The sequence below is a fragment of the Mycobacterium sp. NPDC049093 genome (assembly GCF_040704635.1).
Taxonomy (GTDB): Bacteria; Actinomycetota; Actinomycetes; order Mycobacteriales; family Mycobacteriaceae; genus Mycobacterium.
Genome location: NZ_JBEZJS010000003.1, coordinates 942,533 through 958,390 on the forward strand (window position 1 = coordinate 942,533; position 15,858 = coordinate 958,390).

Annotated in this window: 15 protein-coding genes; 5 read left to right on the top strand and 10 right to left on the bottom strand. The window is 67.7% G+C overall.

The window, feature by feature from the left end:
• Nucleotides 1-12: 12 nt before the first annotated feature.
• Genes rsmD through AB0876_RS15070 form a run of 5 tightly spaced genes read right to left on the bottom strand, consistent with a single transcriptional unit; the run spans nt 13 to nt 6,659 of the window.
• Complete coding sequence (gene rsmD, locus AB0876_RS15050) at nt 13-567, bottom strand: 16S rRNA (guanine(966)-N(2))-methyltransferase RsmD (protein ID WP_491839322.1); 555 nt, start codon at nt 565-567, stop codon at nt 13-15.
• Entirely contained in the window at nt 564-3,995 is a 3,432-nt protein-coding gene (locus AB0876_RS15055; protein ID WP_491838621.1) for a pyruvate carboxylase, read from the bottom strand. The genes rsmD and AB0876_RS15055 overlap by 4 nt, the downstream gene beginning before the upstream one ends.
• A gap of 34 nt (nt 3,996-4,029) precedes the next feature.
• Nucleotides 4,030-4,665, bottom strand: a complete 636-nt coding sequence (locus AB0876_RS15060) for a vitamin K epoxide reductase family protein (RefSeq protein ID WP_526042295.1) — start codon at nt 4,663-4,665, stop codon at nt 4,030-4,032.
• On the bottom strand, nt 4,662-5,495 hold the full coding sequence (locus AB0876_RS15065) for a DsbA family protein (RefSeq protein ID WP_491838619.1): 834 nt from the start codon (nt 5,493-5,495) through the stop codon (nt 4,662-4,664). The genes AB0876_RS15060 and AB0876_RS15065 overlap by 4 nt, the downstream gene beginning before the upstream one ends.
• Before the next feature lie 27 nt (nt 5,496-5,522).
• The gene (locus tag AB0876_RS15070; RefSeq protein WP_491838618.1) at nt 5,523-6,659 is read right to left on the bottom strand and encodes an alpha/beta hydrolase; all 1,137 of its coding nucleotides are present in this window, start codon (nt 6,657-6,659) and stop codon (nt 5,523-5,525) included.
• Nucleotides 6,660-6,672: 13 nt separating this feature from the next.
• Here AB0876_RS15070 and AB0876_RS15075 point away from each other — a divergent pair, with 13 nt between their 5' ends.
• The gene (locus tag AB0876_RS15075; RefSeq protein WP_491839321.1) at nt 6,673-7,500 is read left to right on the top strand and encodes an aldo/keto reductase; all 828 of its coding nucleotides are present in this window, start codon (nt 6,673-6,675) and stop codon (nt 7,498-7,500) included.
• A 5-nt stretch (nt 7,501-7,505) separates the two neighbouring features.
• On the top strand, nt 7,506-8,348 hold the full coding sequence (locus AB0876_RS15080; RefSeq protein WP_491838617.1) for an aldo/keto reductase: 843 nt from the start codon (nt 7,506-7,508) through the stop codon (nt 8,346-8,348).
• Here AB0876_RS15080 and AB0876_RS15085 read toward each other — a convergent pair.
• The 3 genes from AB0876_RS15085 to fakA are packed head-to-tail and all read right to left on the bottom strand — an operon-like array spanning nt 8,345 to nt 12,896.
• Entirely contained in the window at nt 8,345-9,052 is a 708-nt protein-coding gene (locus AB0876_RS15085) for an HNH endonuclease family protein (RefSeq protein ID WP_491838616.1), read from the bottom strand. The two genes, AB0876_RS15080 and AB0876_RS15085, sit on opposite strands and share 4 nt — an antisense overlap.
• Nucleotides 9,049-11,271 carry an ATP-dependent DNA helicase RecG gene (recG, locus tag AB0876_RS15090; RefSeq protein ID WP_491838615.1) on the bottom strand — a complete coding sequence of 741 codons (2,223 nt, stop codon included), beginning with the start codon at nt 11,269-11,271 and terminating at the stop codon, nt 9,049-9,051. Before recG ends, AB0876_RS15085 begins: the two co-directional genes overlap by 4 nt.
• Complete coding sequence (fakA, locus tag AB0876_RS15095) at nt 11,271-12,896, bottom strand: fatty acid kinase ATP-binding subunit FakA (protein WP_526042296.1); 1,626 nt, start codon at nt 12,894-12,896, stop codon at nt 11,271-11,273. The genes recG and fakA overlap by 1 nt, the downstream gene beginning before the upstream one ends.
• A gap of 269 nt (nt 12,897-13,165) precedes the next feature.
• Between fakA and rpmB the strand changes: the two genes are divergently transcribed.
• Together rpmB and AB0876_RS15105 are read left to right on the top strand one after the other, a co-directional pair.
• Complete coding sequence (gene rpmB / locus AB0876_RS15100; RefSeq protein WP_003881125.1) at nt 13,166-13,360, top strand: 50S ribosomal protein L28; 195 nt, start codon at nt 13,166-13,168, stop codon at nt 13,358-13,360.
• A 70-nt stretch (nt 13,361-13,430) separates the two neighbouring features.
• Nucleotides 13,431-13,793 carry a hypothetical protein gene (locus AB0876_RS15105; protein WP_491838613.1) on the top strand — a complete coding sequence of 121 codons (363 nt, stop codon included), beginning with the start codon at nt 13,431-13,433 and terminating at the stop codon, nt 13,791-13,793.
• Between the two features lie 5 nt (nt 13,794-13,798).
• On the opposite strand, the gene AB0876_RS15110 is transcribed toward AB0876_RS15105, so the two are convergent.
• Both AB0876_RS15110 and AB0876_RS15115 read right to left on the bottom strand, forming a co-directional pair.
• Nucleotides 13,799-14,482, bottom strand: coding sequence for a uracil-DNA glycosylase (locus AB0876_RS15110; protein ID WP_526042297.1), 684 nt, complete (start codon nt 14,480-14,482; stop codon nt 13,799-13,801).
• Between the two features lie 24 nt (nt 14,483-14,506).
• The gene (locus AB0876_RS15115) at nt 14,507-15,499 is read right to left on the bottom strand and encodes a thiamine-phosphate kinase (RefSeq protein ID WP_526042298.1); all 993 of its coding nucleotides are present in this window, start codon (nt 15,497-15,499) and stop codon (nt 14,507-14,509) included.
• Nucleotides 15,500-15,607: 108 nt separating this feature from the next.
• On the opposite strand from AB0876_RS15115, the gene AB0876_RS15120 reads away from it, so the two are divergent.
• Nucleotides 15,608-15,850: an Lrp/AsnC ligand binding domain-containing protein gene (locus tag AB0876_RS15120; protein WP_418022543.1), complete on the top strand. Its 243-nt coding sequence runs from the start codon at nt 15,608-15,610 to the stop codon at nt 15,848-15,850.
• Nucleotides 15,851-15,858 lie beyond the last annotated feature (8 nt).

The following is a 15,858-nucleotide window of genomic DNA, read 5'->3' on the forward strand; positions in this document are numbered from 1 at the left end:
GCGACCGACCTGCTAGCCCACTTCGGCGAGTTCGACGCGGGTGTCACCGTAGCGGCGGGCACTCAACGCATCCCAGCCCTCCGGCCAGCTCACCGGCCGGCTCGACGACCGTCGCTCCACCAGGACGAGGGTGCCCGCGGCGACCCAACCGGCAGCGACCAGCGTTGTGAGCATCGCGTCGACCGCGGCGTCACCGAGGTCGTACGGCGGGTCGGCGAACACCAGATCGACCGGCCGCGTGGCACCCCCGGCCAACACCACGTCGACGTTGCCCCGGCGCACCGCCGCGTTCCGCACGCCCAGCGCGGTGACGTTCTCGGCGATGACCGCGGCCGCCCGCGCATCCGCCTCGACAAAGGTGGCCGACGTCGCACCACGCGAAAGTGCTTCCAGCCCAAGCGCCCCCGAGCCGGCGTACAGATCCAGCACCGACAGTCCGGCGAAATCCAGCCGCGCCGTCAAGGCGTTGAACACGGCTTCGCGGACCCGATCTGAAGTCGGCCGGGTACCGCTGCGGGGCACCGCAATCCGACGGCCTCCGAGCGCGCCCGCAATGATGCGGGTCAGGTCGATTCCCCGGTTGCTTCGCTCCGGCCCGCCGAACCGGTTACCACGACCAGCAGGTCGCCGCCCTCGACCTGGGCGGTGGCGGCCACCGCGACACGTTCGACGGTGCCGGCCTTGGGCGCGGTGATGGCGGCTTCCATCTTCATCGCCTCGATGGTGGCGATGGTGGCGCCGGCCTCGACCGTGTCGCCTGCGGCCACACCGACGGTGACCACACCGGCGAACGGCGCCGCGACATGGTCGGGGTTGTTGCGGTCGGCCTTCTCGGCGGCAGGAACCTCGCTGGCGATGCTGCGGTCGCGCACCGTGATCGGACGCAGTTGCCCGTTGAGGATGCACATCACCGTGCGCATGCCGCGCTCGTCGGCATCGGAGATCGCCTCCAGTCCGATCAGCAACTGCACACCGCGCTCCAGCTCGACCCGGTGCTCCTCGCCGTAGCGCAGCCCGTAGAAGAACTGATTGGCACTCAGTCCGGAGGTGTCACCGTAGGTCTCGCGGTGTGTCTCGAACTCCTTGGTCGGCGCCGGGAACAGCAACCGGTTCAACGCCGCCTGACGTTTCGGTCCGGGCGCAGCCAGCAGTGCCTCGTCCTCGACCGAGAGTTCCTGGATCGGCTTGGCCGGCCCCCGGCCCTCAAGTGCCTTGGTGCGCAACGGCTCCGGCCATCCACCCGGCGGGTCACCGAGCTCACCGCGCAGGAATCCGATCACGCTGTCGGGAATGTCGTATTTGGCGGGATCCGCAGCGAACTCCTGCGCACTGACCCCGGCCCCCACCAACGCCAACGCCAGGTCCCCCACCACCTTGCTCGACGGGGTCACCTTCACCAACCGGCCCAGCACCCGATCGGCGGCGGCATAGGCGGTCTCGATCTCCTCGAACCGATCCCCCAAACCGAGTGCGATCGCCTGCTGTCGCAGATTGCTCAGCTGCCCGCCGGGGATCTCATGGGTGTAGACCCGTCCCGTGGGAGAAGGCGGACCGGATGCCGCAACATCAAATGGCGCGTACACCTTGCGCAGCGCCTCCCAGTAGGGCTCGAGATCGCAGACAGCGCTCAGCGACAACCCGGTGTCGAACGACGTGTGCGCGGCTGCGGCCACGATCGAGGACAACGCCGGCTGGCTGGTGGTGCCGGCCAACGGCGCCGCGGCACCATCGACCGCGCTCGCGCCGGCCTGCCAGGCCGCCAGATACGTCGCCAACTGCCCACCGGGGGTGTCATGGGTGTGCACATGCACCGGCAGATCGAACCGCGACCGCAAGGCGCCCACCAGCAGGTGCGCCGAATGCGGGCGCAACAGTCCGGCCATGTCCTTGATCGCCAGCACATGTGCGCCGGCGTCGACGATCTGCTCGGCCAGCTTCAGGTAGTAATCCAGCGTGTACAGGTTCTCGCCCGGGTCAGACAGGTCCCCGGTGTAGGACATGGCCACTTCGGCGATGGCGGTGCCGGTCTCGCGGACCGCGTCGATCGCCGGACGCATCGACTCGACGTTGTTGAGCGCGTCGAAGATCCGGAAGATATCTATGCCGGTCGCCGCTGCTTCTTCTACAAACGCCTCAGTCACCAACTCCGGATACGGCGTGTATCCCACGGTGTTTCGACCCCGCAGCAGCATCTGCAGACAGATGTTGGGCACCGCCTCACGCAGGGCGGCCAGCCGCTCCCACGGATCTTCCTTCAAAAACCGGAGCGCCACGTCGTAGGTCGCGCCACCCCAACACTCGATGGACAACAACTGCGGCATCATCCGCGCCACATAGGGCGCGACCTTGAGCAACCCCGTCGACCGCAGCCGAGTGGCCAACAACGACTGATGCGCATCACGGAACGTCGTATCGGTGACCCCGAGAGCTTTGCTGTCGCGCATCCACGCCGCGAACCCCTCGGGCCCCAACTCGATCAGACGCTGCTTGGACCCCGCCGCCGGCACCGTCGACAGATCCAACGCAGGCAACTTGTCCTGCGGATACACCGCCGAGGGCCGCTCACCGTTGGGCTTGTTCACCGTGACATCGGCCAGGTAGTTCAAGATCTTCGTGCCGCGGTCGGCAGGCGTGTGCGCGGTCAGAAGCTGCGGACGGTCATCGATGAACGACGTGGTGACCCGTCCGGCCCGGAAATCGGGATCCTCGATCACGGCCTGCAGGAACGGAATGTTCGTCGACACGCCGCGGATGCGGAACTCCGCCAGCGCGCGGCGGGCCCTCGCCACCGCAGTGGAGAAATCACGCCCGCGGCAGGTCAACTTGACCAGCATCGAGTCGAAGTGCGCCAGTACCTCGGCCCCGACATTGGTGCCGCCATCCAGGCGGACACCCGCACCCCCGGGTGACCGGTAGGCGGTGATCCGGCCGGTGTCCGGACGGAATCCGTTGGCCGGATCCTCGGTGGTGATCCGGCACTGCATCGCGGCCCCGCGAATGACCAGCGAGTCCTGGCTCAAACCCAGATCGGCCAGCGTCTCCCCCGCCGCGATCCGCAGCTGCGAACCGACCAGGTCCACATCGGTGATCTCCTCGGTCACCGTGTGCTCCACCTGAATTCGTGGATTGCACTCGATGAACACGTGATGCCCACGCTCGTCGAGCAGGAACTCCATGGTGCCCGCACAGCTGTAGCCGATCTGGCGGGCCAGAGCCACCGCATCCGCGCAAATCCGCTCGCGCAGCGCAGGATCCAGGTTCGGCGCCGGCGCCAGCTCGATCACCTTCTGGTGGCGCCGCTGCACACTGCAATCCCGCTCGAACAGGTGCATCACATTGCCCTGCGTGTCGGCCAGGATCTGCACCTCGATGTGGCGCGGGTTGATGACGGCCTGCTCCAGGTACACCTCGGGATCGCCGAACGCCGACTCGGCCTCGCGCGAAGCCGCCTCCACCGCCTCGGGCAGCGCCTCGGGATCGGTCACCCGGCGCATACCGCGCCCACCGCCACCGGACACCGCCTTGACGAACAACGGGAACTCCATATCCCGTGCCGCAGCGACCAATTCATCCACCGACGACGACGGTGCCGAGGACGCCAGCACCGGCAGGCCCGCTGCCCGCGCGGCGTCGATCGCCCGCGCCTTGTTACCGGTCAATTCCAGAACCTGCGCCGAGGGCCCCACAAACGTGATGCCCGCCTCCGCACACGCCGAAGCCAATTCCGGATTCTCCGACAGGAACCCGTAACCCGGATACACCGCATCCGCACCCGAATGCTTGGCGACCCTGATGATCTCCTCAACAGACAGGTACGCCCGTACCGGATGGCCGATCTCGCCGATCTGATACGACTCGTCGGCCTTCAGGCGGTGCAGCGAATTGCGGTCCTCATACGGATACACCGCCACCGTCGCGATGCCCATCTCATAAGCAGCGCGAAACGCACGGATCGCGATCTCGCCACGATTGGCGACTAACAGCTTGGAAATCACGGGTAGACCTAACCGACAAGTTATTTCGGAAGTGTTACAGCAGCGTTGACCAGTATTCCCAGAAACGCACCAAGATCAACAGCACAAGTGAGGTGAACCAGAGTGCCACCAGCGACCACCGCCACTGGTAGATCGCCCGGGCGACCGCGTTGGTGTGCAGCGGTCGAAGCGCGATGGAACTCGTGACCACGAGCAGCGGGATCGTCACCGACCACACGACCATGCAGTACGGGCACAGCGCCCCGATGCGGTAGAGACTCTGGAAGATCAGCCAGTGCACCATGACTGCACCGAGCAGGCTCCCAGCCGCCATCCCCGCCCAGTACCACCGGGGCAGCCGAACGCCTGCCAGCGCCAGCACGCCGGTGGCCAGGGTCACCGTGAACGCGACCACCCCGATCAGCGAGTTGGGGAACCCGAAGACCGATGCCTGCCAGGTGGTCATCACCGAGCCGCAGGAGATGACCGGGTTGATGCTGCACGACGGCACATAATTCGGATCGATCAACAGCTCGATCTTCTCGACCGTCAGCGCCAGTGCCGCCGCCAGCCCGAGGACACCGGCGATAAGTATCCAGATCGCAGCGGGCTTGCCGACAGCGACGCCCGCGGCCTTCTCGGCCCCGGAATCGCCGAGTTCGTCGAGCTCGGGCGCTGCGGCGTCACTCATGGGTGGGCCGGAGCGGGGGCTGCCGGTGCGCCGGGCGCGGGTGCGGGGGCTGCCGGTGCGCCGGGTGCAGGAGCGGGCGCGGCCGGTGCGGGAGCGGGGCCGTTCAGCGCCGGCAGGTCACCGACGATCTCCTTGACCTTGGCGATCAGCGCGTCGGGCGTGCTGGGGCTGTAGTCCTCACCGTTGAACTTGACGGTCGGCGTCGAATGGATTTCGGTGGCTGCGGCCATGCCCTGCACCATCTCCACGTAGCGAGCCTTGGTGATGCAGTCGGGGACATCACCGGCGGCACCGGCCTGGCGGGCCAACTCGATGATCCGGGCGTTGTCCGGGTAGACGCCGCCGCCCTCTTCCGGCTGGATCCCGGGCGTGAACAGCGCGGAGTGGAAGCGGCGGAACGCGTCATTGGACTCGTCGGCGACGCAGTAGGCGGCACCCCCGGCCCGGGACGAGTAGCCGTTGCCGGCCTTGTCCAGGATCGCGACCATGTGGTAGTCGACGGCCACGGCGCCCGCGTCGATCAGCTTGTTGATGGTCGGACCGAACTGTTGCTCGAGCATCCCGCAAGCGGGGCACAGGAAATCTTCGTAGAGGCTCAGCGTCACCTTGGGCTCAGATGTCCCCTCTTTGGTGACCACGCTGGGTGCGGCCACGTGGATCGCCCTGGCCTCCCCGGTGGCCGGCCGCTTGTGGCCGGTCGTCACGATGTAGAGCACCAGGCCGACGGCGAACACCACCACCACGGCTGTCAGCCCGATCTGAACGAACAGGTTGCGCTTGCGGTCAGCCGCCTTGAGGTCGTACTTCGCGGTCTTCTTCGGTTTGGCCACGTCGACAAGCGTACCGGCGCCGACAGGTCAGCTTTCGGCGTGGCTGAGATGTGCGCGCAGGGCCGAGATCATTGCGCTCGTCGCGGTGGCACTGCCGCCGCCCAGCGGGAAGAAGTTGGCGAACGCATGGATCATCGACCGTTCTTCGCGCAGGTCCACGACCACCCCGGCATCCTGCATGGCCCTCGCATACCGGTTTCCCTCGTCCCGCAGTGGGTCGAACCCGGCCGTGACCACCAGCGCGGGGGGCAGGCCGGAGAGATCTTCACTGAGCAGCGGTGACACCGCCGGGTCGTTCGCGGACACCTCGGCGCCATCGAGGTAATGCGCGGCAAACCAGTCCATGTCGCGTTTCTGCAGGAAGAAGCCGTCGGAGAACAGCGTCTTGGATCGCGTCTCGCTCGACCAGTCGGTGACGGGGTAGAGCAGCAACTGCAGCGCGGGCAGCGGCAGTTCCGAGTCGCGGGCCTGTTGGGCCACCACGGCAGCCAGGTTGCCGCCGGCACTGTCTCCCCCGACGACGATGCGTGTGGCCCCCAGACCCGCGGCATGGTCGAGCGCCCAGCGATAGGCCGCGTAGGCGTCGTCGACGGCCGCCGGCGCCTTGTGCTCGGGCGCGAGGCGGTAGTCGACGGAGATCACCTGGATGCCACCGTCCCGGCAGATCAGCCGGCACAGGTTGTCATGGGTGTCGAGGTCGCCGATCACGAAACCGCCGCCGTGGAAGTACAGCAACAGCGCCGACGTGCCCGGGGATCCGGTGCCGTCCGGGACGTAGCGTCGCGCCGGGACGGGCCCGGCCGGACCCGGAATCGACATTTCGGTCACATCTGCGCGGATCCGTGCCTTCATCATGGCCGCGGTGGCCCGCAGCGCGGCTCGCGAAACCGCGACGCCGGACTCCGGGCTGTAATCGGCGACCAGGCCTCCGACCCCCGCCGCACGCTGGGCGGCGAGAGTGAATTGGAGCGTGGTGTCCAGGGTGTTGCCGTCGACCACCACCGAACGCCCGCCCAGCAGCAGGCGCTTGGTCCGGTCGGAAATCCGCGGGATCGCCGCCAGGCTGAACTCGGTCGCCCGCTCGAGCACCGCCTGTTTGACCGCCTCCCGGCTGTGGCCACCAGGTCCACCCGGGGCCGGCCCGCCTGGCAGACTTTCAGTCATGGCTGCTCCCTCTGTGAGTCCTCGTGTCACGCTGAACGACGGTAATTCGGTACCGCAAGTCGGGTTGGGGGTTTGGCAGACCCCTGCCGAGGAGACCGTGCGCGCGGTGAGCGCGGCCCTGCAGGCAGGCTATCGGCACATCGATACCGCCGCCGCGTACCGCAACGAGGCCGAAACCGGCCGCGGCCTGGTTGACTCCGGGGTCCCCCGTGAAGACGTGTTCCTGGTGACCAAGCTGTGGAACAGCGATCAGGGATACGACTCGACGCTGGCCGCGTTCGACGCGAGCCTGGAGCGGCTCGGCGTCGACTACCTCGACCTGTATCTGATCCACTGGCCGGTCCCGGCCAACAATGCCTACGTCGACACCTTCAAGGCCTTCGCGCACCTGCGTGATCAGGGCCGGATCCGGTCAATCGGGGTGAGCAACTTCGCGCCCGAACACCTGAATGTGCTGATCGACGCCACCGGCATCGTGCCCGCGGTCAATCAGATCGAATTGCACCCGCTGCTACCGCAACACGAGCTGCGCGAGGTACACGCCAGATTGGGCATCGCCACCGAGGCGTGGAGCCCGCTGGGCCAGGGTTCACTGCTCACCGATCCGGTGATCACCGGCATCGCCGAACGGCACGGTAAAACCCCCGCACAGGTACTGATTAGGTGGCATATACATCTGGGTAATATCGTCATCCCCAAGTCGGTGAACCCCGAGCGGATTGTCAGCAATTTCGACGTGTTCGATTTCGATCTGGACGAGTCGGATATGTCGGCCATCGCCTCGCTGGAGACGGACACTCGCCTGGGACCCGACCCCCGAACCTTCAACTTCACAGGATAGGTGCCATGACCTCCTCCGACGGGGCTGCGATTCCCACCGTCACGCTCAATGACGACCGCACGATCCCGGTCGTCGGCCTGGGTGTCGGCGGACTCTCGGACTCCGAGGCGGAGCGCGTGGTATCGGCGGCACTAGAGGCCGGTCACCGCTTGATCGACACCGCGGCCGCCTATGACAACGAGGCCGGCGTCGGCCGTGCCATTGCGGCCTCGGGGATTCCGCGCGAGGAGATCTCGGTCACCACCAAGCTGGCCATCACCGATCACGGTTTCACGTCGTCCCAGGACGCCGGGCGGGCCAGCCTGGAGCGGCTCGGCCTGGATTACGTGGACCTGTACCTGATTCATTGGCCGGGCAACGACATCGGCAAGTTCGTCGACAGCTGGGGTGGGCTGATGGCGCTCAAGCAGGCCGGACTGGCCCGCTCCACCGGAGTGTCCAACTTCAGCCCCGAGAACCTGTCGACGATCGTCGACCTGACCTTCGTCGCGCCTGCGGTCAACCAGATCGAGCTGCACCCGCTGCTGAATCAGAGTGCCTGGCGTGCCGCCAACGCCCAGTACAACGTCACGACGCAGGCTTACAGCCCGCTCGGCGTCGGCAACCTGCTCGACAACCCGGCCGTCACCGCCATCGCCGAGGCGCACGGCAGAACGCCGGCGCAGGTGCTGATCCGCTGGAGCATCCAGTTGGGCAACAGCGTGATTTCCCGCTCAACCAACCCGGAACGGATCGCCTCCAATCTCGACGTGTTCGGCTTCGAGTTGACCGCCGAGCAGATGGACAGCCTCAGCAGCCTGGACGACGGCACCCGGTTCCGGCCCGACCCGGCGACCTTCACGGGCTAGCCCGTAGGGCAGGTCCCGGCCGCCTCACGCAGGACCCCGGCCGAGGCGGTGTCGACCGGCAGCGCGTACCCGCGCAGCACCTCGACGAACTGCACCGCGTACTGGCACCGAAACGCCAGGTTCGGCGGCATCCAGTGCGCAGGCTCCTGGTCGCCCTTTTCCTGGTTCGGTTTACCGGCCACCGCCAGCAGGTTCGCCGGGTCGTTGGCGAACCGCAACCGCAGGTCGTCGGGCCAGTTCCGGGCGCCCAGGTCCCACGCCAACGCCAGCGGCACGATGTGATCGATCTGCACCGAGGCCCCCGTCTGATTGCCGCGGACGAACGACACCACCGCATTCGTGTACGGGTCGTGCAGCGTGCCGGTCGCCACGGCAGTCGGACACCGTTTGATCGCGACGAACGTCTTGTCGACGAGGTCACGATTGAGAATGTCGTTGCGGGTGTCACAGCCGTTGTGACCACCGGGTGCGCTGTTGTCGTCGTCCCACGACTCGCCGAATGCCGCGCGGCGATAGTCGTTGCCACGCACCCGCACCGGCACTTCGGGCACTCCGGCCAACACATCGACCCCGGCCGCCACGCTGGGCGGTTGGGCCCCGGCGGTGAACCGGACGGAGCGTTGCGTCGACCAGGTCACCTGGATGGCGACGACCACCGCGAGTGCGACGGCTGCGGCCAGCCACCACATCCGGCGGCGGGTCATGCCTTGTCCAGGTACTCGACGCGGTCGGTGTCGACGAATTGCGCTGCCAGCAGTGCCATCCCGGGATCGTCAGGCCGCTTCTCATACACCGACTCGCAGAACTCCCGGGCATCGGTGATCACGCCCAGATGGTCGGCCAGCGACAGGAAGCGCAGATTGATCGTGCGCCCGGATTGGTTGAGCCCCAGCACATCCCCCTCGCGACGCTCCTGCAGATCGAGATCGGCCAGGGCGAACCCGTCGAGCGTGGCGGCGACAGCTTTGATCCGTTCGCCCGCCTTTGAGGTCTCCGGCAGCCGGGTGGCGAGCAGGCACAGGCTGGGATGCTGACCACGACCGATCCGGCCGCGCAGCTGATGGAGCTGACTGATCCCGAACCGGTCGGAATCCATCACCACCATGACCGTGGCATTGGGGACGTCGACGCCGACCTCAATCACCGTGGTGCACACCAGAACATCGATCTCCCCCGCGCGGAACGCGGCCATGACCAGGTCCTTGTCCTCCCCGGACAGCCGGCCGTGCATGAGGCCGAGACGCAACCCCGCCAGAGGTCCTGCGCCGAGTCGGTCGAACAGTTCAAGGACCGTGACCGGTGGGGGCCCGCCTTCGCCGTTGTCCTTGTCGGATTCGTCGATGCGCGAGGCCACCACGTAGGCCTGACGTCCGGCGCCGACTTCCTCACGGATCCGGGCCCAGGCCCGGTCCAGCCAGGTCGGCTTCTGCGTGACGAAGATAGTGTTGGTGGTGATGGGCTGGCGACCGCGGGGAAGCTCACGCAACGTCGAGGTCTCGAGGTCGCCGTAGACGGTCAGTGCCACCGTGCGCGGAATCGGCGTGGCCGTCATCACCAGCAGATGGGGGGTCACCCCGTCACGTGCCTTGGCACGCAAGGTATCCCGCTGCTCCACCCCGAACCGGTGTTGCTCGTCGACCACGACCATCCCGAGGTTGTGGAACTCCACCGCGTCCTGCAGCAGCGCGTGGGTGCCGATGACGATGCCGGCCGCGCCGGAAGCCACTTCGCCGCGAGCCTCACGCTTTTGCTGCGGCGTCATCGAGCCAGTCAGCAGCGCAACTCGGGTACCGTACTCGGCGCCACCGAGCTGGCCTGCCATGGCCAGCGGACCCAGGACGTCGCGAACCGACCGGGCATGTTGGGCGGCAAGCACTTCCGTCGGCGCCAGCAGGGCACATTGGTAGCCCGCATCGACCATCTGCAGCATCGCCAGGACCGACACGATGGTCTTGCCCGAGCCCACCTCGCCCTGCAGCATCCGGTTCATCGGCCGCGTCGAGGCCAGCTCATCCGAGATCACGTCGAGCACCTCGGCCTGGCCCTGCGTGAGCGAGAACGGCAGGCGGGTCGACATCTCGGCGGCAAGCCCGTCGGCCCTGCGCGGCGCAACGGGCCCGGATTCGCTGAGCTCGCCGTAGCGCCGGGCCACCAACCCCCACTGCAGACCGATGGCCTCGTCGTAGGTCAGCCGCTCGATGGCCCGATCCCGGTCAGCCGAGTTCTCGGCCAGGTGGATGGCCCGTAGCGCCTCGTCCTCGCTCATCAGATCCCGCTCGCGCACAAATGATTCCGGAAGCGGATCGGCGACGGGGTCCAGCACAGCGAGCACCTGACGCACGCAGGCATAGATGTCCCAGCTCTGCATCTTGGCGCTGGCCGGATAGATCGGGAAGAAGTCGCGCTCGAAGGCCGCCAGCAACTCGTCGCCGGTGGCACCTGAGCTGGTGGCGATCGCCTTCATCGCCTTGCTGCCAGGGGTCTTTCCGGTGGGCGAATCCAGAACCAGGTAGGCCGGATGCGTCAATTGCATTGTGCCCTTGAAGAATCCGACCTCACCCGACAACATGATCCGGGTACCGGTGGGCAGTTGGTCGATCATCCAGCCAGCGTTGAAGAACGTCGCGGTCACCTTGGGCCGGTGTTCTCCCAGGGTGACGCGCAGCCATTTGCGGGCGCGTTTGCCGGGCTGAGCGCGCATCAACCCGTCTTTGGTCTCGGTCACCTCATCGACGAACGTGACGTGTTCGCCTTCCTCGAGGTCCAGCGCATCGTCCTCGCCGCGGACCGACATGCCCTCGCTGTACTTGCGTGGATAGTGGCGCAGCAGGTCGTTGACGGTGCGCAAGCCGAAATTGTCGAAGAGCTTGTCGGCACCCTTTTTGCCGAGGACGAACTCGAGGCGTTCGCCGAGGCTGACCACTACTCCACCCCGATCAGCAGGGCGTCACCGCGGTGGCCCGTGTGATACGTCACCAACTCCGCGCCGAGGTGTGCCCGGTGTACGTGGGCCTGCAGCGCCTTTCCGACCTCATCGTCCACACCGTCACCGGTCAGCACCGTGATCAGCTCTCCGCCGGCCACCATCATCAGATCGATCAACCCTGCGGCCGCGGAGGTGAGATCAGACCCGACGATCAGGACCTCGTCGCCGGCGATGCCGAGCCCGTCACCCGGCTTGCAGGTGCCTGCCCAGGTCAACGCCTCCTCGGTGGCGATCCGCACGGCACCGTGCCGCGCCCCCGCAGCGGCGCGCGCCATGGTGTACCCGTCGTCGACGGCTTGCCGTCCCTCGTCGTGGACGGCCAGCGCCGCCAACCCCTGCACCATCGAACCGGCCGGCACCGGCACCACGTCGATGCCCCAACCGATCGCGGCGGTGCAGCCCGCCACGAGTTCCTCGGCGGCGACATACCCGTTGGGCAACACCATCACCTGGGCCGCCCCCACATCGATCAGGGCACGCAACAACTGTTGCGCATTGATCGGCTCACCTGCTTCGGGCCGCAACACCTGCGCCCCCTCACCGGCGAACAGTTCGACGCCACCGTCCCCGTCGACCACGGCCAGCACAGCCCGCTCACGGGTCCATCCACCGGCGGGTCTCACGCCCGCCGCGACGGTCAGCGCGGTGATCTGGATGCGGTTCAGCGACCCCACCGCCAGCCCGGCCTCGACCGCGGCGCCGGCATCGTCGAGATGGACGTGCACGGAGTACTGATCGCTGCCGGAGGCGGCAATGGCGACCGACTCACCCATCTGCTCCAACGCTGCCCGCAGCCCCTCGACAGCGGGCGCGCCGCACCCACTCAGCAGATACATCACCTCGAACTGCGGGGGTGCCGCCGCGGCCGCCAGTGCGACCTGGGGCGAGGCCGGGGTGTAGACGGGCCGGCGAGGCGCGTGGCCGGCCAGGGTGGTGGTCATCGCGTCGAGCAGCACGAGCAGGCCCCGACCACCGGAATCGACGACCCCGGCCCTGGCCAGCACGTCGAGCTGTTCCGGTGTGCGATCGAGGGCGGCCGATGCGGCCTCACCGGCAGCGGCCGCCACATCGGCGACGTCGCCGCCGGTAGCCGCGCAGCGCTCCCCGGCCTCAGCGGCCGCCTGCAGCACCGACACGATGGTCCCCGGTACGGGCTCACCCATCGAGGCGACGGCCAGGACGGCGGCGTGGCGCAGCGCCGTTCCGAACAGCGCGCCGTCCACCGCAGTGAGATCACCGTCACGCTGGGCCGCCGCGGTGGTGATGACCTCGGCCAGGCCGAGCAGAATCTGGGACAGGATGACCCCGGAGTTGCCGCGGGCCCCCTGCAACGCTCCGGCCGCCAACGCGCTCGCCATTGCCGTGATGTCGGCATCGGCCGGCTCGCCGTCGACGTGCGCCCACGCCGAACGCATCGTGAACAGCATGTTTGTGCCGGTATCGGCATCAGCCACCGGGAACACGTTGAGCCGGTTGATCTCATCGGTGTGCACGATCAGCTCATCGACGGCTGTATGCGCCCAGGCCCGCAGAGCGTGGGCGTCCAACCGCCGAGCCGACATCGGACCTCCCAATCCCAAATCAGATCCCCGCCGAAACCCGGTGCGATCCCCCGTGCAGCGCAGACACCGCCGTGACCGCCAGCCTATCCAGTGACAGCGACAAACCCGATCAGAGCATCGCCGGCTGTGGACAACCTGGGGCCGTGTTCACGAGCCGTTTTGGCGATCCTCTGGCCTCCCGGTATTCTGATCAGGTTGTCGGGTCGAGCCCCGCCGTTTGCGGCGAGCGGGCCCAGCCCCCCAAGTACTGATTTCGAGGAGTTGTTGATATGGCTGCCGTGTGCGATATCTGCGGAAAGGCCCCGGGCTTCGGCAAGTCGGTGTCGCACTCGCATCGGCGGACCAGCCGGCGCTGGGATCCGAACATCCAGTCGGTGCGTGCCGTGGCGCGTCCGGGTGGCAACAAGCAGCGCGTGAACGCCTGCACCTCCTGCATCAAGGCCGGCAAGGTCTCGCGCGGCTAGTCACGCGCGCCTGATTCGGTGCGCGACGCCGTTGTTTACCTGAGGTGACGGCAGGGTATTTCCTGTCGTCATGACCTCACGTCGCGCATCGTACTCACCGCTCTGTGCATTTGCGGCCGCAGTCGCGGCCGGTCTCGTGCTGTCCGCGTGCGGCGGCACCAGTTCCGATGGCAACACCACCTCGGAGACTCCCACGACGACGGAGGCTCCGGTGACCTCGGAAGGTCCGGCGACCCATACCGAGACCACCGTCATCGAAACTCCGGTATCGCCCGCACCTGCGTCGCCGTCGGCTGAGATGCCCGTTCCTCCCGGCAACGGCGGCGGTGACGGCGACATGACCGTCCAGATCCCCTCACCGGGTATCCCCTCACCCCCGCCGATCCCGGCGCCGCCGGCGATTCCCGCGCCGCCGGCCATCCCGATGCCCTGACCAGGTCAGGGCAGCCGCCAGTCGATCGGGTCGGCGCCTTTCTGCTGCAGCAGTTCGTTGGCCCGGCTGAACGGGCGTGACCCGAAGAATCCCCGCGATGCCGACAGCGGCGACGGGTGCGGCGATTCGATCGTCGCGCAGTCGCCTTCGGCCAGGAGCGGTTTGAGCGTCGAGGCGTCACGGCCCCACAACACCGCCACCATCGGCTGCTCACGTGCGACGAGTGCCCGGATCGCGCACTCCGTCACCGCTTCCCAACCCTTGCCTCGGTGTGAGGCCGGAGTGCCCGGCGATACCGTCAGCACCCTGTTGAGCAGCATCACGCCCTGTTGCGCCCATGGGGTGAGATCACCGTTGGCCGGCTGCGGGTAGCCCAGATCCTCGGAATACTCACTGAAGATGTTCGACAGGCTGCGCGGCAGTGGGCGCACGTCGGCGCCCACCGAGAAACTGAGACCGACAGCATGCCCCGGTGTCGGGTAAGGATCCTGACCGACGATCAGCACGCGCACCCGGTCGAAGGGAAAGGTGAAGGCGCGCAGAACATTCTGGCCCGAAGGCAGATAACGTCTGCCTTCGGTGAGCTCGTCGCGGAGGAACTCCCCCATCTGCGCGACATGCGTTTCCACCGGCGCGAGCGCGCGGGCCCAGCCGTCCTCGACAAGTTCATTCAGGGGGCGTGCAGTCACGGAAAGCCAACTTAGCGTGAGCCGTTAGTCGAACGACTGCCATCCCGCGTTTCCGGCCCACGGCGCGCCGTCGACGAGCACCTTGGCCGGGCCTTCGAGCACCCGCCCGATGGCGCGCCAGCCTGGTGGCAACGCACCGGGGAATGTCGCGGCCAGCGCGTGGTCCTCGCCACCGCCGAGCACCCACTCCCACGGGTCCGCTCCCGCGGCCATGGCGGCATCGGTGACCGCGAGACGATCGGCGTCGAGAAGGCTGCTCTCCAGGTCGATGCCGACGCCGGAGGCCGTCGCGATGTGGCCCAGGTCGGCGAGGAGCCCGTCGGAGACATCGGTCATCGCGGTGGCCCCGGCGTCGGCCGCACGGGCGCCCTGGCCATACGGCGGCTGCGGGGTCAGGTGGCGCTGCCGCAACTCGGCGAATCCGTCCTGCCCTTCGATGCCGCGCTCCCACAGCGCGAAGCCCGCCGCCGAGCGGCCCAACTCACCCGCCACCGCGACGGTGTCGCCGACTCGGGCACCGCTGCGGCGCACCGGTTCCCGGCCGCCGAGATCACCGAGCACCGTGACAGATATCACCCACAGCGGGGCGCTGACCAGATCTCCCCCGGCAATGCTGGCGCCCAGCGGCCGAGCCTCATCCCACAGCCCGTCGGACAGTCCCGCCGCGGAAACGACAGAGGTATCGGACGGTGCACCGAAGGCCACCACGAAAGCGGTGGCCCGCCCGCCCATCGCCTCGATATCGGCGGCGTTCTGGGCGATGGCTTTTCGCCCGATATCGTGCGGCGTCGACCAGTCGAGCCGAAAGTGGCGGTCCTGCACCAGCATGTCGGTGGAGACGACGGTGCGCCCGTCTGGCGCGGTCACCACGGCCGCATCGTCACCCGGGCCCAGCGCCACGGCTTCGGCTTGTGTGCGGCCGGCCACCAGGCGGTCGATGACCACGAATTCCCCCGCGCCCGCCAGGGTGTCGCCGTCGTCGTCTCCGGGATCGTCGCCGATCGTCTCGCCGGTCATATCGCCTCCTGCCGGTCGGCCGCCGTGTCCTGAGAGCCCGGACCCGACCTGCGGTACGTTTGGTGCCTGCGGCCAGCAGTTTATGCAGCGAGATCAAGGAGACAGCCGGTGGTGGAGGCTTACGTGCTGATCCAGACCGAGGTGGGCCGTGCCGAAGTCGTCGCCAAACAGCTCGCCGGACTGCCCGGTGTGGTCTCCGCGGAATACGTGACCGGGCCCTATGACGTGGTCTTGCGGCTCAGCGCCGACACCTTGGCCGCGCTGCAGTCCGACGTGGTGCCTGCGGTGCAGCAGGTACCCGGAATCACCCGGACCCTGACCTGCCCGATCGCCAACACCGGCCGGCCATAGAGTTGGTG